The organism is Reichenbachiella sp., assembly GCF_039941815.1.
In the GTDB taxonomy this organism is placed as follows: domain Bacteria; phylum Bacteroidota; class Bacteroidia; order Cytophagales; family Cyclobacteriaceae; genus Reichenbachiella.
Genome location: NZ_JBDVDW010000032.1, coordinates 671,388 through 694,113, shown reverse-complemented (window position 1 = coordinate 694,113; position 22,726 = coordinate 671,388). Strand labels below are relative to the sequence as shown.

Genomic DNA, 22,726 nt, shown 5'->3' with positions numbered 1-22,726 from the left:
AAAAGTCAATACCTTTTCAAAAAATGGCGGTATATCCAAAATGAATTTTTGAAGTTGCAAATGAAAATGGATCACCGTCCCGTTTTCCCAGTCCATATAGTATTTTGAAAACACCTTGATCATTCGCGAATTCCATACCTACCCCTAAGCCTGCCGGTGCATCGTCGAATGATCCATTCACAATGGAATACTCCATAAAGGACTGATCATAAAAGGCCACCATATAGGAATTGGGATCAAGGTAATAGCGCCATTCCATATTGAATAGAAGATACCTTGACGCAAAAAAATCGAGCTCATTAAACCCGCGTATTGTATTGAGTCCGCCTAATCGGAACAAATCATTTAGATACAGGAAATCATTAAGCAACGCACCTCCTTTTGCCGCCATGTAAATCACCGATCTTGATTTTACTGGTTTGTACCATTCCATTGCGCTTTGCATGCGGTATTGAGTCGACTCAGGAATGGATACTGCTCCGATTATGGATTTTCTACCTACACTTATCTCTGAACGCAGTTTGACCCCTCTCTTGGGGCTGATCAGCCGGTCGAGGTTGTACCAGGTAACTGCAAGTCCGTAGTAGTTAATATCAAAGTCTCCACTAAGGTCTTGTTGATCATTCAACGCGTTGCCTATTAGGCCTTCATAACTCATTCTAAGCTCCAAATTTTTTGTAGGTCGGTAGTCAAACGCCAGCTGCAGGGATCTATTGGAATAAATAGTATCCTGACGAATCTGATCTATTGCAAAATAGAAATCGAGTGGTGACCCGAGTAAGATTGGATGAAGATAGCTTGCGTGTAATTGTTGCGATCCGGGTTGAAGTTTGGTCCAATTGATTTCAATCTTCTTTCCTGATTGAAATAAATTGCTGATACTTAGATCCAACTCTCCTGTGACTTCGACCCCTTCGCCGTCAGCACCAGGAACCAATCCAAGCAATCCATTAAAATGGTTGACCTTGCGAGGCTCAAGTTCTAAATGAACCTTTGCCTTTTTCAACTGAAAAGTGGTATAGATTTTCTGAAGATCTAAAAAAGGCAGGTGCTTTATTTTTTCCTCCACTCGACTCAAATCACGTTCGTCGTAATCAGCGCCATATTCCATTTTCAAATATTTACTCAAAAAAACTGGCTTGATTAGCCCTTCTGGTTTCACAGCTATGCTATCGTAAGTAATTCTTGCCCCTGCATCCAGACGTAGTTGAATGTTGAGGTTTTCATTTTCTACATGTGAAGAATCAATAGACAAGCTTGCAAAAGGATAACCACTCTCTTCTAATTGATCCAGTACATTTTCAACGGAGGATTCTATGAGGGATATGGAAGGCACCTTTTGCAAGGAAGCTTTATTCAAGGTTCTAGATTGATTGAACACTCCTTGATCATCGATGATTTCGATCCGCACATGATCGAATTTCCTTCCTTGAAAAAAATGGACCACCAGTATGTCCTCTTGTTGAGTTAATGAATCTATGCTAGCTAGCCAATATCCATCATTTCTTAATTCTTTGAGCACCACTTTGCAAGCCAGCTTGAAGCTGGATGAATCATATGAATTCTGTCTTGGTATATAATTTTGCTCCATTCCAATAAAGCGCACATTAAAGACTGTGGTATCTAGCTGAGACCAGGCATTAAGATTAATTATGAGCGCAAGCCCAAGTAAACTCAAATATTTTCCAAATACTCTATACATTAGCGCCTCAAAACAATCCCTGAATTATGGCAGGAATTTATATACATATTCCCTTTTGCAAACAGGCTTGTCATTATTGTGATTTTCATTTTTCCACCAATCTAAACACCAAATCAGATTTAATAACTGCAATTCTCATGGAAATTGAATTGCAAAAGGAATATCTCTCGGGAGAAGTTATAGAAACTATCTATTTCGGCGGTGGCACTCCGTCCCTACTGAGCTCAAAGGAATTGAGTTCTATTCTAAATAAAATCAGGGAAAATTTTACTATAACCGCTACTCCAGAAATAACACTTGAAGCAAACCCGGACGATCTGACCACTAATAAGCTGAAAGAGCTAAAAGTAGCAGGAGTCAACCGATTAAGTATTGGGATTCAATCTTTCAGAGATGAGGAATTAAGATTTTTTAATCGTGCCCATCACTCGAAAATGGCAATTGAAGCTGTTCGTGCTGCTCAAAGAATTGGCATCGATAATATTTCGATAGATCTGATTTTTGCAAGCCCCAATCAATCCATCAAGGATTTGAAATACGACCTTGACCAAGCGCTGGAATTAAAGACTCCACATATTTCAATCTATGGGTTGACTATAGAAGAAAATACTGTGTTTGGAAAATGGCAGGCACAAAACAAGCTGGATCCGATAGACGACGATCTATTTGGGGAGCAACTAGAACTAATCATGTCAACACTGCAAAAGGCAGGATATGATCAATATGAAATATCAAATTTCAGTAAACCAGGATTTACATCTCGTCACAACTCTTCTTATTGGACTGGGGAAAAATATCTCGGCATTGGCCCTTCGGCTCATTCATACAATGGCATAGAAAGGCAATCAAATGATGCCCATAATATGCGCTACATTCGTCAAATCAATGATGGCAAGATTCCTTGTACTGTCGAAACACTTTCTAGAGAGAATCTAATTAACGAATTTATCCTAATTAGATTAAGATTGAAGTCAGGAATGGACTATTCTATACTTAAGGAGCTTTATGGATACGACATATTAGAAGTAAAGAGTTCTTTTATTCAAGAGTTTGTTGAGCACAAATTACTGGAATTGTCTAATAATTTTCTGCGATTAACTTCAAAAGGTAAATTACTTGCTGATTTCATTACTGAAAAACTCATAATCTGATTATATTCATGAATATTTAATTTCTTCTCTTCTATACTCATAGAGGTAGGGCGATTGAATCGAAAGAACTAACGATACTCAGGCCAAAAATGTGAGCAGCCTCTCAATATGACAAGACAAGAAAAACGTGCATTGATGTTACTCAAATCCTTGATATTTCACTATCATGGATTGGACGAAGATGAAAAGGCAATATTAGATGAAAGTGCTGATCAATATGGTGCACAACGAGAGCTTGACTGGGCCAACGCTTTCATTGCTGAAGATTTTATATCTGCATTTGAGCGTGCGCGTGAGTTTCTAAACAAAGTCATTGGCGTGATGCCTAAAGAGAAAAAACTTGATTATCTGATCGGAGTATGGCAAGACAACCACAAGAAAGGATATATGACTGAGATGGAAGCCACGGCGATGATCCATCTAGCCAAGGACTGGGAAATACAAACCGAGCTTATGGAGAAGGTTAGAGAAGGCTAGAGGCTCATTCTTTCTTTGAACTTTGATGCTTGTCTTCTACTCACCTCCACTTTTTCTCCTCCTTTTAGTTGTACCATAAGCCCTCCATTAAACCATGGCTCTATGGATTCCACCCAGCCAAGATTAATAATATGCTTCCTGCTAGCCCTAAAGAAAGACTTGTCGTCGAGCTTTTCGTCGAGCGCATTTAATGACTTATGTATCATCGGTCGGAAGCCATCAAAGAAAACCTTGATGTAATTGCCATCAGATTCAAAAAGCCTTATGTTTTCAAGTTTGACAAACCAGCATTTTTCTCCGTCTTTTACGAAAACTTGATCAGTAGATTTCAGTTGCTCAGTTGATTCATCCACTTGAGCTGGCTTCTCCGTTCGGCCCATTACTTTTTTCACGACATCTGCAAGACGGTTAGTGTCGATGGGCTTAAGCAAGTAGTCGAGAGCATTAAATTCGAAGGCCTTGATTGCGAATTGATCGTAGGCAGTGGTGAAGACCACCATTGGGGTCTTATCGAGCATTTCCAACAGTTCAAAACCTGTTTTATCTGGCATCTGGATATCCAAGAATATCAACTCTGGATCATGGAGCTGAATTTTTTCCACAGCTTCATCTACATTGACAGCTTCATCTACAATTTCTATTTCTGGAAACTCTGCCAGTATATTTGCTAATTCCTTTCTTGCTAGTCTCTCGTCGTCTATGATAATTGTCTTCATAATTAATATCCTTTGGGTAAAACCAGTTCGGTAAGAACAGTGTTTTCACTTTCGTTTTTAATGGTAAACCTTGCTTGGTCACCATAGATCAGCTCAATTCTTTTTCTTGTGTTGTCCAAGCCATATCCTCTGTTTTTAGAGGGTTTGTTATTTAAATATACACCTGAATTTCTAATTTGAACCACCAGGAAATCTCCTTCTATTCTGGCCATGACATTGATTGTCCCTCCTTTTTTGAGTTTAGAAATGCCATGTTTTATACCATTTTCAACCAACGTCTGAATCATAAGTGGGGGGATTTTCACTTTATGTGTACGCCGACTGATTTCCAGTTCAATATTTAATCTCTCTTCGTATCTAATAGATTCCAGGCTAAGATAATCTTCCACAGTAGTCATCTCATCTTGCAGATGCACTAATTTCTTTTTGTCCACCTGCAGTGAATTTCTCAGAATATTCGAGAGCTGAGTAATAGCAGATTTAGATTTTCGAGGATCTTCATCGACAAGTGCTCTTATACTATTAAGTGAGTTGAATATGAAGTGTGGGTTGAGTTGAGCCCGGAGGTTATTGAGCTCGGTGTCGCGAATCACTGCTTCATACCGTAGTGATTTGTTGTACTCTTCGAAGTAGTGATAGGTGAAATAAACCAATGACCACAAAAAATACATAGCTGACGGGCCGAGTATTCCTAAGAAAATATTGATGGATCGAAGTTCTATAGATACAATCAAAGTGCCCATCAGGTAAGACACAAGAATCAGCGAGAAGTAGTTGGTCAATCCCAATAGAAAATCGGCAATCAGTATTCTGGGTATCAGTTGAATTGAAGAAAAAGTAAACCACTTTTTTCTTTTGATCTGCATGCGTAAAAAATGAGAGGAGCCAATATAAAATGCCACCTGAAATATGGCTCCAAAGAGATCTGCAATTTCCACTCGTTCGCTTTGCATAAGAAACGCAGCGAAATTGAGCAGGCCCCAAAAAGACCAACCCAATATTTGGCACAACCAATACGCACGTTGCTTAGTTATCTGCATACCCACCAAATTTAGCTAAACCGCCTTATAGGAAAGAAGAGATTTTACAAGTGGTAAAATAAAGCGGTCTATGGAAACGGTACTAACCTTTGACCCAATGGTCTGAATCATCAGGCTACTAGCACCTCCTCTTGGCTTTCTTTCTTAGGTTTTTTGCCTGCCTTATTCTTCACAAACGGCCTGATGATCAATCTGGTACCTCTATCGTATGTGAAGTAATTCCAAAGCCAGTTTCCAAAAATTACAATCTTGCTTCTGAATTCTACGATAAGAATAAGGTGCACGAACATCCATGTAAGCCAGGCCATAAATCCTCCAAATTTGAATTTGCCAAGCAACTCGGTGACGGCCTTGTTGCGCCCAATAGTAGCCATGGTGCCCTTGTCCTGATAGGAAAATGACTTCCAGGGCTTATTTTTTTTGAGACTATTTAAATTACTAGCCAACAACTCTCCTTGCTGAATGGCCACTGGCGCTAACATAGGGTGGCCTTTAGGATATCCTTCACTAAACATACTGGCAACATCACCTATGGCGTAAACATTTTCATAATCTACCACCTGGCAATAGTCGTCCACCTTGAACCGATTATCTGGGGTAATATCCAAAGTCAGTCCTGATATAGCATTGCCTTTTACTCCAGCTGCCCAAACCAGGGTTTCGGTAGGTATCTGCATTCCGTCATTGAGGGTCACAGTCTCTCCATCGAAGGACTTCACAATTTTTCCTACATAGATATTTACATCAAATTTTTTGAGGTACTCAAATGCTTTATTACCTGAGAATTCTGACATCGCCCCTAATAGTCTCTCTTGGCCTTCTATAAGATAGATTTGCATTTTGTTGAGGTTGAGCTCGGGAAAATCCTTGGGAAGTACATGTTTCTTTAGCTCTCCCAGCGCACCAGCCACTTCTACTCCCGTAGGACCTCCACCTACTATGACATAATTCATGAGGCGCTGCATCTCATTCTCATCAGTTTTGAGTACCGCTTTTTCAAAATTTTGAAGGATCTGACTTCTTAGGTTCAGTGCATGGGGAACTTGCTTGAGTGGAAAGCTTTTTTCTTCAAATTCATCATTGCCAAAAAAATTGGTCAGTGACCCACAAGCCAACACCAATTGATCATATTTTATTCTGCCAATGTTAGTTTCTACTTCTTGCTTGTCTGAATTAATGCAACTCACAGTCGCCATTCTAAAGTAGAAATTCTTCTTATTTTGAAAACTCTTTCTTAAAGGTCCCGCAATGGAATCCGGTTCAAGGCCAGCTGTGGCTACCTGATACAAAAGGGGCTGAAAGGTGTGGTAGTTATATCTATCTAGTAGTACTACCTGATACTGATTGGTGTCTATTTTCTTGAGAAACCTAAGGCCGCCAAATCCTCCACCAACGACCACTATTCTGGGCAATTCTGATTGAGAAATTTTTATTTCCTCATTTTCATTAACCATGACTTCTGTACGGTTTGATAACTTTAGAAGCTAACGTTTCTCAAGCAGTGAAGTTCTATGATTTGAAACTATTTTGTTGCTCAGAGTTAAAGTGAATTTTTAAGTATGGCCAAGCACAACCAAACCTCTTTTTTTCAAGACAAAACAGGTTATAAATCCACTCGAAAGCGAAATCACATGAATAAATGATATATGTATATCAATGCCAATTATGGTAAGATTGATCACCTCGAACGTAGCTACCAGCAGGAGCAGAAACCACTGCTTTTGGCTGGTATAAGCCAACGCACCGATGAGAGCATAAAACCCTACGGAACCTCCCATCCAATTCCTTACAAAACCGAATTGAAAAAATTCGCTTTCAGGCCAATACGCAATCCCCCAGTTAAAAAGCGAGCCAAAGAAAATCCCAACTACAATGTATGACACAAAAAAGATAATAGCCGTGGCTTTTGGGCCATGCTGCACTTCAAAGGACTGCACCGGAAGTAAAAATCCAAAAATGGTAACGAAGAGAATATGATCAAGCCCGTTGTGAAAAAACGGTGCAGTAAACCAGCTGAGTACATAGGACACTGGTTCGGTCATCATTTTTATCATCCAAATTGCTTGATCGCAAGCAAACGCAAGCTGCCAGGTTTCGTCGCAATTACGGGTGGAAGCAAATCCCAGTGCACTAACAATGGCCCAGGCAATGACCAAATAGACTAAAGTAAAAGGTCTGGATTTCAACCAATCGCTAAATCCCATACGCTGACCATAGACATCCGTCCAAAACCACTGGTAGGGAATGAGTTGCTTGGAGGTATGGTTTTTTTGAGCAGGTGCGCTTTCAGTATTATTCATGTCGTCTATTCGAAGCCGCCAAAATAGGATAAATATTTTAAGATGATAATTCCTCAGCCAAAAACTTGGCAGTATATCCTGCATTTATATCAATCACCTTCTCAGGAGTGCCTTCGGCGATGATTTGGCCACCGCCATTTCCACCTTCGGGACCGAGATCAATAATGTGATCTGAGATTTTGATTACATCCATGTTGTGTTCTATAATCATTACGGTGTTACCTTTTTCAACCAGAATATTTAGGACATCGAGCAGGTGCTGTATGTCCTGAAAATGTAGTCCTGTAGTAGGCTCATCCAGTACATAGAATGTCTTACCCGTATCCTTTTTGGATAGTTCGGTGGCCAGTTTGACCCTCTGGGCTTCGCCTCCCGAAAGTGTGGTAGCATGCTGCCCCAGTGTAATGTACCCCAGCCCTACATCGTTCAATGTTTTGATTTTTCTGACAATCTTAGGCTGATGTTCAAAGAAATCAACCGCTTGCTCAACTGTCATATCCAGCACATCTGAGATAGACTTGCCTTTGAATCTTACCTCTAAGGTCACCCGATTGTAGCGTTTGTCTTTGCATGTCTCGCAAGGCACATATACGTCTGGGAGAAAGTCCATTTCTACGAGTTTCATTCCTGCACCTTCACAGGTCTCGCAACGACCACCTTTTACATTAAATGAGAATCTGCCAGGCTTATATCCGCGAATTTTAGCCTCTGGCAGCTGAGAAAACAAGGCTCGAATATCTGTAAATACTCCAGTATAGGTCGCTGGATTTGACCTGGGCGTACGCCCAATAGGTGACTGGTCTACTTCAATTATTTTGTCAACATGCTCTACACCGGCAATACTTTTATAAGGAAGCGGCTCTTTTCTTGATCGATAGAACTCTTTGTTTAGGATCGGTACAAACGTTTCATGGATGAGGGATGATTTACCGCTTCCTGAAACTCCGGTAACACAAATCATTTTGCCGAGAGGCAAGGTAAGATTCACATTCTTAAGGTTATGCCCACTAGCTCCTTTCAGCACGATTTTTTCTCCATTGCCGGGTCTGCGCTTTTTCGGCACCTCTATTTTCAAATCTCCTTTCAGATAACCTGCAGTGGTCGTCGGGTTTTGAATAAACTCGGCAGGAGCACCTTGGGCTACAATCTGACCTCCATGTCTCCCTGCGCCAGGACCAATATCAATCACATAATCCGAATCCAGCATCATGTCTTTGTCGTGCTCTACTACAATGACCGTATTCCCCAAATCACGTAAATCTTTAAGCGCTTTGATTAGTTTGACGTTATCTCGCTGATGAAGTCCAATACTCGGCTCGTCCAGGATATAAAGTACACCTACCAGCTGGGTCCCGATTTGAGTGGCTAGTCGTATTCTTTGAGCTTCACCTCCTGATAGAGTCCTTAGCGGCCTGTTGAGCTCAAGGTAGTTGAGTCCTACGTCGAGAAGAAACCCTAATCTCTTGCGGATTTCCTTCAATATTTCGGCTGCAATTAGATTCTGCCTTTCATTCAATCGGCTTTCTACATCCGTGAACCACTCGGTGAGATCGCTGATGTTGAGTCGGGATAACTCAGAAATGTTTTTGTCTGCTATTTTAAAATGTAGAGACTCCTTTCTCAACCTTGCGCCTTCACAGTCTGGGCATACGGTAGTTGTGGTGAAATCTTTGATCCATTTCTGGATTTTCTCAGTCCCACTTTCTTTTTGCTTTTCAAGAAAATTGGCAATGCCTTGAAACTGGGTATTCCATTCAGTGCCTGGATATTTTTTTGAGTCTACTGAAATAGGCTCATCATCTCCGTATAACAATATGTCCAATACCTCAGGTTTGATATTCTTCACAGCTGTCGTCAAACTGTATTTATGCTTCTTGAGTATCGCTTCGACCTTCTTAAAAATCCAGATATCACGAAATTCTCCTAAAGGGAGAATAGCTCCCCTACTGATACTTAGGGTGTCATCTGGAATAATACTCTCTTTCTCAATTTTCTCGATGACTCCTAATCCATTACAAGTTTGGCAAGCGCCATACGGTGAGTTGAACGAGAAATTGTTGGGCGCCGGGTCGTCATATGCCAATCCAGACTTGGCATCCATCAGATGCTTTGAGAAGTGGTGGATTTCACCCTTCTCATCCAATATCATCATGACTCCTTTGCCTTGCTGAATGGCCGTTTTGAGAGAGGCATTGATTCGAATTTTATCCTTCTCTTTGACCTGTACTCTATCGATCACGACTTCGATGTCATGTGTTTTGTATCGATCTACTTGCATCTTGGGTACCAGGTCCTGTAGCTCACCATCGATTCGGACTTTTGTGTAGCCCATCTTAGCTATTTGAACAAATAGCTCTCTATAGTGACCTTTTCTCCCTTTGACCACAGGCGCCAAAATTGCAATTTTTTGATTGTCAAAAAAGGACAAGACATGAAAAAATATTTGCTCTTCAGTCTGCTTCTCCATTTTTTCACCCGTCATGTATGAGTAAGCAATACCTGCTCTTGCAAACAATAGACGCATAAAATCATATACTTCTGTAACTGTACCTACTGTGGATCTTGGATTTCGGCTGGTTGTTTTTTGCTCTATGGATATCACCGGAGAAAGGCCGTTGATTTTGTCTACATCGGGGCGTTCCATGTCTCCTAGAAAACTTCTGGCGTAGGCTGAGAAGCTCTCCATGTATCGACGCTGTCCTTCAGCGTAGATGGTATCAAAAGCAAGTGACGACTTTCCGCTTCCGCTAATTCCAGTAATGACCACCAGTTGATTCCGCTTAAACTTCACGTCAATGTCCTTGAGATTGTGCTCTCTGGCGCCGTAGACTTCTATGTAATCGGTATGCTCTCCCTCAAGAGTGTCTAATATTGTCGCTTCTGTGTCCTCTAATATTTGTTCTGACTTCGCCATTATTTTTTTACAGGGATTTTCACTTCAAATTTTTGTCCGGGTTTTACACTCATTTCGTAAGTGCGAATCCAAGGATTGTGCCTTTTCAGCTGATAGTAGTTCGTGCCATACTCTTCGGCAAAATCGTTCCAACTAGATACGTTAGTGTCGACAATAACATTGGTGAGCGCTTCGGGTAGGTATGATTGATCTATGTCAAACCCGAAATTAGCTGGATTCTCAAGCATTATTTTTAATGCCAATATTCGAAATACGTATCTCGATGGCTCTTCTGACATCACCATATCATAGTAGGACGAGGCTCTTTGGTTGTCAATGACCGAGGCAGCGCCACTCATACCCATATTGTAGGAGGCGGCTACTATTGTCCAGTTGCCAAACTTCTCATAGGCTTGCTTAAGGTATTTTACGGCTGCTTCCGTCGATCGTACAGGATCATATCTTTGATCTACCTGCTTATTGACTATCAATCCCATATCTCCAGCGGTTCCTTTCATGATTTGCCAAAAGCCAACGGCCTTGGCAGGGGAAACCACCTGATCCAGTCCACTTTCAGCTACTGCCAGATATTTAAAATCTCGGGGGATATCATTGGCCACAAGTATGGAATCCAGTAATGGCAACCAGCGCTGAGCCCGTTTAATCAGTAAGATTGAATTTGAATGCCAAAAGGCATTCACCTGTATCTCTCTATCTAGTCTCTCCCTGACATCTATTCTATCCAGCGGTACGGATTCGCCAGCAAAAGTCATCGTCTCTGGCAAAGGATAACCTTTTATTGACTGATTGTTTGGCTGCTGATTAGACACAATCGCAGCAGTAGCTAAATTAGGTTTGCCGGTATCCGACCTAAGTTTTTCAATGCTGTAAATCAGTAGACCTCCAATCAGTATTCCGATTAGAAAATAGTGGTATTTCTTCAACATTATTTTTCTAGAAATTCGGAGAGAGTTTGAATTGATTGTAGAAATCATCAATAACAGCAACGGCTTCAGATTCGGTATCTACCAAATGGAACAAATCTAGATCTTCAGCATTGATGTTTTTTTCTTTCAATAGTACATTTTTCAGCCAATCTACCAGACCTCCCCAGTAGTCTGTCCCAACCATTACGATAGGAAACCTCCCGATTTTTTGCGTCTGAATAAGCGTAAGAGCTTCAAACATTTCGTCTAGTGTACCAAATCCACCAGGCATTACAATGAATCCCTGTGAGTAGCGGACAAACATAACTTTACGCACAAAGAAATAGTCGAAGTTGATCAGTTTGTCCTGATCAATAAATACATTATTATTTTGTTCGAACGGTAAGTCAATATTGAGGCCTACGGATTTTCCATCCTCGCTATGAGCGCCCTTGTTTCCTGCCTCCATAATACCAGGCCCTCCACCAGTGATGACACCATATCCATGTCGTACCAGCTTAGCAGATATCTCTTCTGCCATCTTATAATATTTGTGATCTTCGTGGGTTCTGGCAGATCCAAAAATTGAAACACACGGTCCTATTTTGGCCAGTTTTTCAAATCCTTCAACAAATTCAGACATCACTTTAAATATTACCCATGAATCTGCACTCTTGATTTCATTCCAGTCTTTGTCCTTAAAGGCTTTTGTAATCTTTTCTACATGCGCTTTTTTCTCACTTCCGTTTCCCATGTTATCTTCTTTATTTTGGTTTTATTTTGGCTTGGAACACAAAAAACACCAAGCCGGCAAAGTTAGAGATTATTAGCCAAAGCTTCAATCCGGCCCTAACAATTCATTAATAGCTTCTTCTGCCGTTTCAAACTTGAATTGAAACCCTGACTGCTGCAATTTCTTTGCGGAGATGCTGTGTCCCTCAAGTACGACCGAGGACATTTTTCCGAGCATCAACTTCAGCGCAAATCCTGGCACATTAGGCAACCAAATAGGCTTATTTATTGCCCTCGCTATCAAACGAGTCAGGTGAGCATTAGTTACAGGGTTTGGAGCTACCAAATTGTAGACTCCAGATTGGGCCTCTTTGGACAAAAAATGCAATACAGCACGGCACCAATCTTCCCAATGTATCCAGCTGATTTGCTGCTTACCTGACCCTAACGGTGCTCCAGCATAATATTTTATAGGTTGAGCGATTTTTTGTAGAGCTCCGCCTTCGGGATCCAATACTACCCCTGTTCTCACCTTTATTACTTTCATATCGAGCGCTTCAAATCGATCAGCTTCTGCTTCCCATTGAACACAAACATTGGCCAAAAAATCAGTGCCTGCGGAGTCTTCTTCTCTGGATATATGCTGATGGTCGTGAATTCCATAGTATCCGGTGGCCGAAGCACAGATTAACAGACTCGGCTTAGATTCTAATTGATTGATGGTATCATACAAAAGACGGGTAGATAAAATACGACTATCAAGTATCTCTTTTTGGCGCTTAGCTGTCCATCTTTCGTCCGCCACTCCGGCACCAGCCAAATGGATAACCACATCTACTCCATCTAGAGCAGTCGGATCCAATTTACCTTCTTTAATACTCCATTGATATCGTGGTACTTCGCCAGAATGGTTAGCCTTTCGGCTCAGCAATCTGGGATACATGCCTTGCTTGAGCAAGGATGATGTTAATCTTTGGCCAATAAGCCCGGTACCGCCTGTTATTAGAATATGCATTTTGAAATTTAAGTTTTTTAAAATGGTTAAGATGCTGAGGCCTTTTAAAGATATTGACTATTTTAGAATTTAGTCCAACTTAAAGACCTGTTAATGGATCTCGATTTTGAAAGCATAAAACTAACAATCATTCTGATCTCCGGGTTCGGTGTTGTATCCGTTGCCGCGAATAAGATTGCTGTTTTTTTTCAAAAAATTCATCTCCCTATCATTACAGGCTTTTTGATGACAGGTATTCTTTGCGGTCCTTTTGTATTGGACCTGATTCCTTCTGCATCCATTTCCAGACTAAATTTTATCAATGAGCTCGCGTTAGCTTTCATAGCCTTTGCGGCTGGGGCTGAATTGTACTTCAGGGAATTGATTTCTAAAATCAATAGTATCAAGTGGAATACTTTAGGGCAGCTATTTTTCTCATTTGGATTGGGAAGTATCATTGTGTTCTTTTTGGCTGATCACATCTCTTTTATGCAGGAGATGAATTTTAATACACGTTTGGCGGTCTCTCTGATGTCTGGGACAGTTTTTGTTGCCAGATCTCCGGCCTCAGCTATTGCAGTGATCAACGAATTACGAGCCAAAGGCCCATTTACCCAGACGGTAATGGGAGTGACTGTACTCAAAGATTTTGTGGTCATTATTTTATTTGCCTTATGTTTTGCCCTCAGCATTTCGCTGGTTTCTGGCAACGAGTTCAAATATATAAGTGTGGTATTACCGGTGCTGGAAATATCAATTTCTGCCGGTATAGGTTATTTACTAGGACGTTTGTTGAATCTCGTATTGGCACTACGAATCATGTCTGAAGCCAAAGCCTTTCTGATCGTAACACTTGGCTACTCTGTCTATTTTGCTAACCATTTGATGCAAGATATCAACCTGATTCCTGATCATCACATAAGACTGGAACCGCTGATCACTTGTATTATCGCCAGTCTTTATATCACCAATTATTCAAAGTACAAACCTGAGTTTTTGTCTATTCTGGATCAGACCGGACCGATGATTTACGCTGCATTTTTTACGCTTACAGGGGCTTCTCTCAATATACATGTACTGTTTGGGATTTGGCCTGTGGCCTTATTCTTTTTTGGTATTAGATTACTAACTATCATCGGCGGCTCATATGCTGGCGGTATGATGGCAAAGGACCCAATGCGGTTCGTCAATGTGGGATGGATGCCTTATGTGACACAGGCAGGAGTTGCGCTTGGGCTTACTGCCTTGGTTTCTAACCAATTTCCTGAGTGGGGAACGGAGTTTGCCACTATCATGATTGGTTGTATTGTACTTAATCAAATCGTGGGTCCACCGCTTTTCAAATTTGCACTAAGAAAAATCGGTGAAGACAGAACCCGGGCCAAATTTCAAACTGACGGTATTAGAGATGCTATCATTTTTGGATTTGAAAGTCAATCTGTGGCCTTAGCCAAACAACTAATGAGCAGCAACTGGAAGGTTCAGATGGTGACCATGATGGACAAAGATAGCATCGTAGAACCGGAAGGTATTGCTATTCACTATATGAAGGAACTTGACCTCGAAAAAATACAGGGTATGGGAGCTGCTAAGACTGAGGCCATCGTCTGCATGCTTTCTGATCGAGAGAATCTACAGATCTGTGAGCTTTTTTACCATCACTTTGGCACGCCGGACATTATTGTGCGCCTCAATGAAAGGGTCCATTACGACAAATTTTTGAGCCTTGGTGCAAGGGTGGTAGACCCATCTATGGCTATGGTCAGTCTCATGGATCATTATGTAAGGTCGCCTCAGGCTACATCACTTCTTCTTGGCATGGAACCTGGTCAGGATTCTAGAGATCTGGAAGTACTCAATCCTGACTTGCACGGTGTGACTCTGCGTGACCTGCGTCTACCGGCGGATGTCATTATTTTATCTATTAAGCGTAGTGGACAGATGATTATATCTCACGGATATACGCGATTGCGTCTCAAAGATCTGGTGACTTTTGTAGGGTCTCGAAAAAGTCTGGACGATCTGACCAGAAGATTTGACTATTGATCTGTTTGAAGCTCAGGCAAAAAGAGATTAATCAAAAATAGCTTGCGAGACAAAGAACTCTGCCTTCCCAATTACTCTTCATAGGCCCAATCTATACCAGTCTTCATATCCTTGAGTACAATCCCTTGAGCTTTAAGACTATTCCTGATTTCATCTACCTTGTCATAATCTTTAGCCTCTTTGGCCTCCTTATAGACTTGCAGTAAAACATTGATCAGGCCATCAAAATCAACATTGTTCTCCTCCTTTAATCCAAGAATATCAACCACAAACGTTTCGAATGTAGTCTTCATCCTATTGAACGTATCGCTTCCCACCTCAGCTAATTGCAGGCTTCCTGTATGGATAGAATTAATTTTTTTGAGCAAATTAAATAAATGGCCAATGGTCAATGCAGTGTTGAAGTCATCGTTCATAGCTCTGTAGCAATTGTCGCATAGACTATTAATTTGCTGCACGGCTTTATCGTTTAGCTCTCCTTCAGTTATAGATTCCTCTGATATTCCTCTGAGTGTCTTTAGGCCATTCATAAGTTTTCTATATCCCTTTTGCGCGGCACCTAAGGCCTCGTTTGAAAAGTCCAGGGTACTTGCATAGTGAGATTGCAGCATAAAAAATTTAGTCGTCATCGGACTATAGGCTTTATCAAGGAGCATATGATCACCAGAGAACAGTTCTCTTGGTAAGAAAGAGTTGCCGAGTGACTTACTCATTTTCTGCCCATTTACGGTAAGCATATTAGTATGAATCCAATATTTTACCGGGTCTGTACCGTGTGCACCCACCGATTGTGCTAATTCACATTCGTGATGAGGAAATTTCAAATCCATTCCACCACCATGAATATCAAAAGTCTGACCCAGGTATTTTTTACCCATTACAGTACACTCTAAATGCCAGCCCGGAAAGCCTATTCCCCAGGGAGAGTTCCATCTCATGATATGCTCAGGTGATGCGTTTTTCCAAAGTGCGAAGTCCACTGAATTTCTTTTTTCATCCTGTCCATCCAGTTCTCGGGTATTGGAAAGCAGTTCTTCTATTTTACGGCCAGATAGTTTGCCATAGTCATGGTCCTTTTGATAGGCATCTACATCGAAATAAACAGATCCTGAGACCTCATAGGCGAGTCCTTTTTCAAGGAGTAGTTGGATCATTTCGATTTGCTCAAGGATATGGCCTGTCGCGGAGGGTTCTATGCTTGGCGGAAGAGTGTTGAACATAGCCATCACATGATGAAAATCCTGAGTGTAGCGCTGTACGACCTCCATGGGTTCGAGATTTTCCAACTTTGCCTTTTTGGCAATTTTATCCTCTCCTTCATCCTCATCATTTACCAAATGTCCAACATCGGTAATATTTCTAACATACCTGACTTTATAACCCAAATGCGTCAAATATCTAAAAATCACATCGAAGCTAAGAAAAGTTCTGACATTGCCAAGATGAACATCACTGTATACCGTAGGACCACACACATACATACCTACGTGAGGTGCGTGTATGGGCTTGAATAATTCCTTTTTCCCTGTCAGCGAATTATTGATACGAAGGTCCTTCAACATGAATAGAATGATTTATTAGAATAAAAAAGGGTTATACGATGTTAGTCAAAAAAAGTGTATCAATACAAGTTAAATGTCACCTCTAATTTGATATCCGGATGAATGCTTTGAGCAACGGGGCAGGTACGTGCTGCATTGATAAGCATCGTTTTCTGTTTGTCAGACAAGACAAGGTTGGGCCATGCAAAACTGATGTGAATTTCAGCCACACGTCTTGGGTTAGCTGCCATCACTTTTGTGATGTCAGTTTTGAGCCCGCTCATATCAATTTTTTCACGGTCTGCTACCTGACCCATGATGGTCATCATACAGGCGCTTAATGAGAAGGTCATAAGGTCCGTCGGAGAGAAAGCCTCTCCTTTTCCCATATTGTCCACGGGGGCATCTGTTATGATCTTATTTCCAGATGGAATATGGAGCCCTTCTGTTCGAAGGTTTCCCAGATATTCATTTTTTAGAGTTCCCATTAAACTTTAAATTTTTAAAAAACGTTATTTTGCAAAGCTTAAGCACCTGTAGTTCAAATCAAAAGTTATCAGAATTTTATTTTCTCAGGATAATGTAATAAGCAAGTTAAGTTGTTAGATTTATTGAAACATGCTAAAGAAGTTTTTATTCATATCATTTTTTGTCCTTTTGGCTACTGCAGGAATGGCTCAGTCTTCTGGTCAATATGATTACACCAAGGAGTTTATCTGGGGGATCAACAAGAATACTAATGGAGGGCTGATTGGCGGTTTTGTAATGAAATTTTCAAGCGCGATAAGCGACACACAGTTCAGGACGATTGGTTTTGAACTGATGAATGTAAAACATCCAAAGGAACATCGCAGAAATTCGGTATCCGGCAATCCATTTATTTATGGTAAGTCTAACTATCTCTATGCGATACGAGCACAATATGGCCGCGACTTTATTCTATTCAAAAAAGCACCGCAGCAAGGTGTACAAATAAACGCATCTATTGCCGCTGGGCCTACCATTGGCATAATCGCCCCTTACTTTGTTAAGTTGGGCGAAGGCGAAGCAGTCCCTTTTGGTTTTGATCCGCAAACTGTGGGTGCAGGTAAGACCCCGACTCTCTATTCATATCAATCTATAGCAGGTACAGGACACCTCTTTCAAGGTTTGGGTCAATCGTCTATCAAACCTGGAGTAAATTTGAAGGCCTCACTCACTTTTGAAATGGGCGCATTCAAGAGCAACGTTACCGGATTTGAGATCGGGTCGATGATTGAAACTTATGCTGGCGGTATAGAATTGATGCCAGCCGAAAGCAACAAGTCTACGTTCCTTTCTGCCTTTATTACTCTCTTTTACGGCCACAGAAAATAATTCACAATACAGCCGACCTTTTTAAAAAACCACTCGTAAACCCTTCAAATTAGTCTACTTGTTTGTTTCTTTGCACAAATTTCAAGTTTCATGATAGAGCTACCAGTAATTGACGGAAAACAGGCCAGAAAGCGCACCAAACCTGATTGGCTGCGTGTAAAATTGCCTGTTGGGCAAAACTATGCCAACGTGCGTAAGATTGTGGATGAAAACAAACTTCACACTATCTGCGAAAGTGGCAATTGCCCAAATATGGGGGAGTGCTGGGGTGCTGGTACAGCCACATTCATGATTCTGGGAAATGTTTGTACCCGGAGTTGCACATTTTGTGCGGTAGCCACAGGTCGTCCACCCGAATATGATACGGACGAACCAAAACGTGTAGCGGACGCTATAAAAACTATGGGCGTAAAGCACGCAGTGCTTACCTCTGTAAATCGTGATGAACTGAAAGATCGTGGGGCCGAAATCTGGTACCAGACAGTCGTAGAGACTAAAAAAGCGTCTCCAGAGACAACCATTGAGATTCTGATCCCAGACGTAAAAGGAAAATGGGAAGCACTATATAGAATGATCGATGGTGGTCAAGAGGTGGTGTCACACAATATGGAGACGGTAGAGAGTCTCTATCGTAGAGTAAGACCTCAGGCCAGATATGCCCGTAGCCTGGAGCAGATCAAACTCACCAAGGCGTATGGTCAAAGAACCAAATCCGGTATCATGTTGGGACTAGGTGAAAAAATAGATGAGGTACACAAAGCCATGGATGATTTGGTAGAAAATGGCCTGGATATTTTAACTCTTGGCCAATACCTTCAGCCTACGAAAATGCATATTGAAGTGGCCGAATTTATTCACCCGGATCAGTTTGAAAAATACAAGGAGGAAGGATTAAGACGAGGACTGAAATATGTAGAGTCTGGTCCACTTGTCAGATCATCTTATCACGCGGAGCGTCATGTCAACGTTCCTATCTAGTGAGGACCGACGAGCTTACTCAACCTCAATATTTTCATTAACTATCATAGATAGCTCTATCAGCGAGGCGCTAATAAACATCTCATCCAAAGATTCTACGTCAGCTTTGTCATCGATCGGCCTGAAATTGATATAATCCTGAAATATCATCCCACCTATTTTACGGCGATTTATTGCCTGACGAAATCTGACACCTCCGCCATCCGTCAGATAGGAATAGGCCAGAAAATCTAAAGTCGAGGTTTTGGCATTAATCCAGTAGACAAAAACATCTTCGTAGTCTTTGCCTCCATCTTCCTGCTTAAAAGTGATTCTGATCTTTTCATAAAGTTGCTCGTTGATCACTTTCTGGCCAAGATATTTTTTATTGACCGCTGGGTCATTGAGCCCATAGGGAAGCTGGAAGAAGTATAATACTGAATTCACTGAATTGGCATATTTAAACTTCCATTCATCTGTGAGCTCTACCAAAGTGTCGTTGACATAGCGAGTCAGTTCTGTGCTATTGAGGAGAACATCCTTAACTCTACCCAGACTATCATCTTCAAATAATCTCAAATAGATGACACCTTCTGGTTTGCGCTGCACTGCATAGTGCTTGTCTCTAAAATCAAAGGAGACTTTCCTCCCTTCAAATAGCTGCCCTGCATGTGCAGCTATGGCTTTATCAATGATTTTTTGTGGGTCTTTGTTGGGAGTACAGGCTGCAGCCATCGCCAGTAGCAGAATGAAGAGGATGAAATTTTTCATTGAAATTGAATTCCGTTTGTTGCACATACGTGAATATCAAAGATGAGTTTTTCAATTCTTCTGTGATCTCACCTACTCGAAACCCGCATTACTTTTCAAAAATTCCCTTGACCGCAATTTCCTTATATGCAGCGCCGACAGGAATAGAACGTTCACCGATTTTGAGGCGATTACCGTCCAATACCTCCACCCAATGTTTATTCACTATGAATGACTTGTGTACTCTCACAAATCCGTGACTTCGAAGATTAAGGTCGATGTCCTTGAGTGCCTGAAGTGAAATAATCTTGCGATCTACGAGGTGGTAGGTCACGTATTCTCTGAGTCCTTCGATAAACAGAATATTGGATATTTCAACCTTATAAAGTTTGTGCTCAGCCTTGATGACCATAGACTCATCCTTACTCTCTACAGAGTTATCTTTCCCTTTTTTCGTTGTTCCAATTTCTAAACCATTACAGGCCTTGTTTACCGCCTGAATGAATCGAGTAAATGGAAATGGCTTTAATAAATAATCTACAACATTAAGCTGATAACCTTCCAGAGCAAATTCCTGATAGGCTGTAGTAAAAATTGTAGCTGGTTGATTTCTGAGTGTCTTGATCATCTCTATACCGGTGAGATCAGGCATCTGTATATCCAAAAAAATTAAATCAACCTGATGACTATTGATAGCCTCAATGGCCTCCATGGCATTCTTGCACGATTGGATCAATTCTAACTGTGGCACTTTTTTGACATATTGCTCCAAAAGCTCCCTTGCAGGCTGTTCGTCGTCTATTATCAAGCAGGTGAATTTCATGTTTTCAAAATTAGTTTTATCCGAAAAGACTTAGATCCTCTTATAATATCCAACGCAAAGGACTCTCCATAAAAAAGCTCAAGTCTTCTTCTTACATTTTTCAAGCCAATACCACCAACACGATCTTTGGGCTGTTTTTGCTCCGAAGTAGAATTTTCACAGCTAAAATGAACGGCGTTTTCTGTAGACATCACCTCGATGGCAATAAAGCCATTCTCTGCCGTCGCTAGATTGCCATGTTTGAAAGCATTTTCAATAAAAGGCAACAACAGCATTGGCGGTAGCTGCAACTGTCCATTTACCTCTTTCGCTTTTAGTGATATTTTAGAAGCATAGCCCTCGTCCTTCAACGATTGGAGATGTATATAATGGCTAATGTATTCCAGCTCCTTTTGTATGGTCACCAGTTTACTTTCCGAATCATAAATGGAATATCTCAAAATCTCTGATAATTGCTGAATGGCGTCTGCTGTCTTATCTGATTTGACTGTGGCCAGAGAATACAGATTGTTGAGTGTATTGAAGAGAAAGTGAGGGTTGATCTGTGATTTGAGAAATTTTTTCTCTGCTTCCAGGGACTGATTCGTTAATCTAAGCATCTCTTCATCTTTACTTTTCTTATTTCTAATATTGAAATAAATAGCACTCACAAAAAGCGCTGCTGCTGAAGATACCAAAATGCCTATCACTCTGGGGTCCACCCATCCTCTTTTTCTACGATTCGGAATACGTGGCCTTATCTCCTGCTGGGCAGGGTCGGTTTTTTGTAAATTCTGACTAAATTTTGGCCTTCGCTCTGGCATCACAGAATTCAAGGGTCCATAGAGCAGCACAAAAACAACACCTAGAGACATCAATAGCAGGCTCACATAGGTAATAACCTTCTGCTTATCCAAAAATTTTGGCATAAGTAGATTTCCATTGAGATAGAAGAGAAAAACGTGAATGGATACGATGACCAGCGCACGGGTCACAGACTCTTGCCAGTCCTGAAAGGATAAAAATGACCACGCTATAAGGTTGAAGTAGCCAACCCAAGCAAGGGCATGAATAAGGAAAATTTTGACGTTTTTCATTACAGGTCCAAAGTAGATTAAATGTAATATTAGACAGTTGGTTGTCTGCGCTACCATATTTTCAACGTACACTGCTAAAATCTCAATGTAGGGCGTACTAGAGCCAATCAATCCTTTTAAAAGCAAGCTGTAGACAAAAAAAGAGCTTTCGTTGAGGTATCGCTCCAGTCAGTTGAATATGTTTTTGGTTATCTCCATTAATGATGATTTTTGATCCATGAAGTTTATATCTCTAATCGTCATCATGCTCATCTGCCAAACTCCAAAGGTATGGGGTCAGGAAGAGTCTGGATATCAGCATGTCGAAGGGCAGAGAACCAATGACCTCAGAACAGAATATGCAAGTCTGGGATTAACCACTTATCAGATTTCCGTGTATTCAGAAATATCTCTAAGGTATGCGAAGAGGCTGGAACGACTCAAAAAAGCAGGAGGAAGTCGTGAGAATAAGCTTAAGAAAGCGAGCAAATTGAAAGTAGCCAAAGATAGAGAAATGAGTAGCCTGCTTTCAAAAACACAATTTGAAGAGTATTTGAATCTACAGCGCAAACAATGGAAGGCCAGCCGCAAAGAATAGGTTTTAGATTAGTTCAGTAGTAATGCTTTCTGCATGCTGAGTTAGGCGTAGAATGCACATGTAGGAGGCACAGCCCGATGATTTAGATCATCGGGCTTTTTTTTAATGGTATATAACCTTTATCTCGTGTATATAAAAGTGACTGTTGACTCATCGCCGGATTCGTCGTCCACAGTAGTAGATATATAGGCCAAAGTCGTGCTGGACAGTTCAATTACCTCCCACACTTCTTCCAACTCCTCTCCTGCATCTAATGTGATCATCGCTTGACTGTATTCCCAGGTACCTTCAACGGTAGCTTCTCCAAATATAGTGGTAAGCTGCACATAACTGCCGTCAGTATTAAAGGTATACTGAGTGCCCTCCAAAAAGGCATCGACCAGCGCTGAGGCAATTTGGTCACCGGCATCAGCATGATCATAAGTCCAAGTATCTCCTGTAAGGTTAGCTTTATCGATTACAGGATCTTCGTCATCCTTGCAGGATACCAGAAGCACTACTGCCAGGAGTATATAAATCGTTCTATTCAAGGTCGGTCTAAATTTTTCCATAACTATTTTTTTTGAGTTGAAAAGTGAAAAACTAAATGCAAGTTAATGAGGACTATTAATATTAACCTCTTTTTAGATTTAGAAAATATAGCTCAAAGCTGAGTGATAAGACATGCTG

General features: G+C 41.0%; 21 protein-coding genes. 6 read left to right on the top strand and 15 right to left on the bottom strand.

Annotated features, from left to right (window positions below; translation table 11 throughout):
• Nucleotides 1–16: 16 nt before the first annotated feature.
• Nucleotides 17–1,702 (bottom strand): BamA/TamA family outer membrane protein, encoded by a 1,686-nt coding sequence (locus ABJF11_RS10225; RefSeq protein WP_348119746.1) that lies wholly within the window; start codon nt 1,700–1,702, stop codon nt 17–19.
• 26 nt (nt 1,703–1,728) lie between these two features.
• Between ABJF11_RS10225 and hemW the strand changes: the two genes are divergently transcribed.
• Nucleotides 1,729–2,853, top strand: coding sequence for a radical SAM family heme chaperone HemW (gene hemW, locus ABJF11_RS10220; protein WP_348119745.1), 1,125 nt, complete (start codon nt 1,729–1,731; stop codon nt 2,851–2,853).
• A 135-nt stretch (nt 2,854–2,988) separates the two neighbouring features.
• Nucleotides 2,989–3,330, top strand: coding sequence for a hypothetical protein (locus ABJF11_RS10215; protein ID WP_348119744.1), 342 nt, complete (start codon nt 2,989–2,991; stop codon nt 3,328–3,330).
• Here ABJF11_RS10215 and ABJF11_RS10210 read toward each other — a convergent pair.
• The 8 genes from ABJF11_RS10210 to ABJF11_RS10175 form a co-directional block, all read right to left on the bottom strand.
• A complete protein-coding gene (locus ABJF11_RS10210) occupies nt 3,327–4,046 on the bottom strand; it encodes a LytTR family transcriptional regulator DNA-binding domain-containing protein (RefSeq protein WP_348119743.1) in 720 nt (239 codons plus the stop codon). The two genes, ABJF11_RS10215 and ABJF11_RS10210, sit on opposite strands and share 4 nt — an antisense overlap.
• A 2-nt stretch (nt 4,047–4,048) precedes the next feature.
• Nucleotides 4,049–5,086: a histidine kinase gene (locus ABJF11_RS10205; protein WP_348119742.1), complete on the bottom strand. Its 1,038-nt coding sequence runs from the start codon at nt 5,084–5,086 to the stop codon at nt 4,049–4,051.
• 110 nt (nt 5,087–5,196) lie between these two features.
• Nucleotides 5,197–6,540, bottom strand: a complete 1,344-nt coding sequence (locus ABJF11_RS10200; RefSeq protein ID WP_348119741.1) for an NAD(P)/FAD-dependent oxidoreductase — start codon at nt 6,538–6,540, stop codon at nt 5,197–5,199.
• A 99-nt stretch (nt 6,541–6,639) separates the two neighbouring features.
• A complete protein-coding gene (locus ABJF11_RS10195) occupies nt 6,640–7,386 on the bottom strand; it encodes a rhomboid family intramembrane serine protease (protein ID WP_348119740.1) in 747 nt (248 codons plus the stop codon).
• 37 nt (nt 7,387–7,423) lie between these two features.
• The gene (uvrA, locus tag ABJF11_RS10190; protein WP_348119739.1) at nt 7,424–10,300 is read right to left on the bottom strand and encodes an excinuclease ABC subunit UvrA; all 2,877 of its coding nucleotides are present in this window, start codon (nt 10,298–10,300) and stop codon (nt 7,424–7,426) included.
• Nucleotides 10,300–11,226: a lytic transglycosylase domain-containing protein gene (locus ABJF11_RS10185; RefSeq protein ID WP_348119738.1), complete on the bottom strand. Its 927-nt coding sequence runs from the start codon at nt 11,224–11,226 to the stop codon at nt 10,300–10,302. The genes uvrA and ABJF11_RS10185 overlap by 1 nt, the downstream gene beginning before the upstream one ends.
• 7 nt (nt 11,227–11,233) lie before the next feature.
• Nucleotides 11,234–11,959 (bottom strand): TIGR00730 family Rossman fold protein, encoded by a 726-nt coding sequence (locus ABJF11_RS10180; RefSeq protein WP_348119737.1) that lies wholly within the window; start codon nt 11,957–11,959, stop codon nt 11,234–11,236.
• 84 nt (nt 11,960–12,043) lie between these two features.
• A complete protein-coding gene (locus tag ABJF11_RS10175; RefSeq protein WP_348119736.1) occupies nt 12,044–12,952 on the bottom strand; it encodes a TIGR01777 family oxidoreductase in 909 nt (302 codons plus the stop codon).
• A 93-nt stretch (nt 12,953–13,045) separates the two neighbouring features.
• Here ABJF11_RS10175 and ABJF11_RS10170 point away from each other — a divergent pair, with 93 nt between their 5' ends.
• Complete coding sequence (locus tag ABJF11_RS10170; protein ID WP_348119735.1) at nt 13,046–14,977, top strand: cation:proton antiporter; 1,932 nt, start codon at nt 13,046–13,048, stop codon at nt 14,975–14,977.
• Nucleotides 14,978–15,048: 71 nt separating this feature from the next.
• Here ABJF11_RS10170 and cysS read toward each other — a convergent pair whose 3' ends face one another.
• Together cysS and ABJF11_RS10160 are read right to left on the bottom strand one after the other, a co-directional pair.
• The gene (gene cysS, locus ABJF11_RS10165; RefSeq protein ID WP_348119734.1) at nt 15,049–16,539 is read right to left on the bottom strand and encodes a cysteine--tRNA ligase; all 1,491 of its coding nucleotides are present in this window, start codon (nt 16,537–16,539) and stop codon (nt 15,049–15,051) included.
• Nucleotides 16,540–16,598: 59 nt separating this feature from the next.
• A complete protein-coding gene (locus ABJF11_RS10160; RefSeq protein ID WP_348119733.1) occupies nt 16,599–17,006 on the bottom strand; it encodes an OsmC family protein in 408 nt (135 codons plus the stop codon).
• A 130-nt stretch (nt 17,007–17,136) separates the two neighbouring features.
• Here ABJF11_RS10160 and ABJF11_RS10155 point away from each other — a divergent pair, with 130 nt between their 5' ends.
• Together ABJF11_RS10155 and lipA are read left to right on the top strand one after the other, a co-directional pair.
• Complete coding sequence (locus ABJF11_RS10155; protein WP_348119732.1) at nt 17,137–17,874, top strand: hypothetical protein; 738 nt, start codon at nt 17,137–17,139, stop codon at nt 17,872–17,874.
• Between the two features lie 90 nt (nt 17,875–17,964).
• On the top strand, nt 17,965–18,852 hold the full coding sequence (gene lipA / locus ABJF11_RS10150) for a lipoyl synthase (RefSeq protein WP_348119731.1): 888 nt from the start codon (nt 17,965–17,967) through the stop codon (nt 18,850–18,852).
• A 15-nt stretch (nt 18,853–18,867) separates the two neighbouring features.
• On the opposite strand, the gene ABJF11_RS10145 is transcribed toward lipA, so the two are convergent.
• From ABJF11_RS10145 to ABJF11_RS10135, 3 genes are all read right to left on the bottom strand, one after another.
• Nucleotides 18,868–19,602, bottom strand: coding sequence for a DUF6503 family protein (locus ABJF11_RS10145; RefSeq protein ID WP_348119730.1), 735 nt, complete (start codon nt 19,600–19,602; stop codon nt 18,868–18,870).
• An 88-nt stretch (nt 19,603–19,690) separates the two neighbouring features.
• Complete coding sequence (locus tag ABJF11_RS10140) at nt 19,691–20,404, bottom strand: response regulator transcription factor (RefSeq protein ID WP_348119729.1); 714 nt, start codon at nt 20,402–20,404, stop codon at nt 19,691–19,693.
• Nucleotides 20,401–21,480 carry a sensor histidine kinase gene (locus ABJF11_RS10135; protein WP_348119728.1) on the bottom strand — a complete coding sequence of 360 codons (1,080 nt, stop codon included), beginning with the start codon at nt 21,478–21,480 and terminating at the stop codon, nt 20,401–20,403. Before ABJF11_RS10135 ends, ABJF11_RS10140 begins: the two co-directional genes overlap by 4 nt.
• Nucleotides 21,481–21,697: 217 nt before the next feature.
• Here ABJF11_RS10135 and ABJF11_RS10130 point away from each other — a divergent pair, with 217 nt between their 5' ends.
• The gene (locus ABJF11_RS10130; protein ID WP_348119727.1) at nt 21,698–22,057 is read left to right on the top strand and encodes a hypothetical protein; all 360 of its coding nucleotides are present in this window, start codon (nt 21,698–21,700) and stop codon (nt 22,055–22,057) included.
• A gap of 119 nt (nt 22,058–22,176) precedes the next feature.
• Here the strand turns inward: ABJF11_RS10130 and ABJF11_RS10125 are convergent, their stop codons facing one another.
• The gene (locus ABJF11_RS10125; protein WP_348119726.1) at nt 22,177–22,608 is read right to left on the bottom strand and encodes a lipocalin family protein; all 432 of its coding nucleotides are present in this window, start codon (nt 22,606–22,608) and stop codon (nt 22,177–22,179) included.
• Between the last annotated feature and the right edge of the window lie 118 nt (nt 22,609–22,726).

Bases quoted from the DNA above. Each gene is read 5' to 3' on its own strand.
- ABJF11_RS10225 (WP_348119746.1), bottom strand. From the start codon at position 1,702: ATGTATAGAGTATTTGGAAAATATTTGAGTTTACTTGGGCTTGCGCTC.
- hemW (WP_348119745.1), top strand. From the start codon at position 1,729: ATGGCAGGAATTTATATACATATTCCCTTTTGCAAACAGGCTTGTCAT.
- ABJF11_RS10215 (WP_348119744.1), top strand. From the start codon at position 2,989: ATGTTACTCAAATCCTTGATATTTCACTATCATGGATTGGACGAAGAT.
- ABJF11_RS10210 (WP_348119743.1), bottom strand. From the start codon at position 4,046: ATGAAGACAATTATCATAGACGACGAGAGACTAGCAAGAAAGGAATTA.
- ABJF11_RS10205 (WP_348119742.1), bottom strand. From the start codon at position 5,086: ATGCAGATAACTAAGCAACGTGCGTATTGGTTGTGCCAAATATTGGGT.
- ABJF11_RS10200 (WP_348119741.1), bottom strand. From the start codon at position 6,540: ATGGTTAATGAAAATGAGGAAATAAAAATTTCTCAATCAGAATTGCCC.
- ABJF11_RS10195 (WP_348119740.1), bottom strand. From the start codon at position 7,386: ATGAATAATACTGAAAGCGCACCTGCTCAAAAAAACCATACCTCCAAG.
- uvrA (WP_348119739.1), bottom strand. From the start codon at position 10,300: ATGGCGAAGTCAGAACAAATATTAGAGGACACAGAAGCGACAATATTA.
- ABJF11_RS10185 (WP_348119738.1), bottom strand. From the start codon at position 11,226: ATGTTGAAGAAATACCACTATTTTCTAATCGGAATACTGATTGGAGGT.
- ABJF11_RS10180 (WP_348119737.1), bottom strand. From the start codon at position 11,959: ATGGGAAACGGAAGTGAGAAAAAAGCGCATGTAGAAAAGATTACAAAA.
- ABJF11_RS10175 (WP_348119736.1), bottom strand. From the start codon at position 12,952: ATGCATATTCTAATAACAGGCGGTACCGGGCTTATTGGCCAAAGATTA.
- ABJF11_RS10170 (WP_348119735.1), top strand. From the start codon at position 13,046: ATGGATCTCGATTTTGAAAGCATAAAACTAACAATCATTCTGATCTCC.
- cysS (WP_348119734.1), bottom strand. From the start codon at position 16,539: ATGTTGAAGGACCTTCGTATCAATAATTCGCTGACAGGGAAAAAGGAA.
- ABJF11_RS10160 (WP_348119733.1), bottom strand. From the start codon at position 17,006: ATGGGAACTCTAAAAAATGAATATCTGGGAAACCTTCGAACAGAAGGG.
- ABJF11_RS10155 (WP_348119732.1), top strand. From the start codon at position 17,137: ATGCTAAAGAAGTTTTTATTCATATCATTTTTTGTCCTTTTGGCTACT.
- lipA (WP_348119731.1), top strand. From the start codon at position 17,965: ATGATAGAGCTACCAGTAATTGACGGAAAACAGGCCAGAAAGCGCACC.
- ABJF11_RS10145 (WP_348119730.1), bottom strand. From the start codon at position 19,602: ATGAAAAATTTCATCCTCTTCATTCTGCTACTGGCGATGGCTGCAGCC.
- ABJF11_RS10140 (WP_348119729.1), bottom strand. From the start codon at position 20,404: ATGAAATTCACCTGCTTGATAATAGACGACGAACAGCCTGCAAGGGAG.
- ABJF11_RS10135 (WP_348119728.1), bottom strand. From the start codon at position 21,480: ATGAAAAACGTCAAAATTTTCCTTATTCATGCCCTTGCTTGGGTTGGC.
- ABJF11_RS10130 (WP_348119727.1), top strand. From the start codon at position 21,698: ATGAAGTTTATATCTCTAATCGTCATCATGCTCATCTGCCAAACTCCA.
- ABJF11_RS10125 (WP_348119726.1), bottom strand. From the start codon at position 22,608: ATGGAAAAATTTAGACCGACCTTGAATAGAACGATTTATATACTCCTG.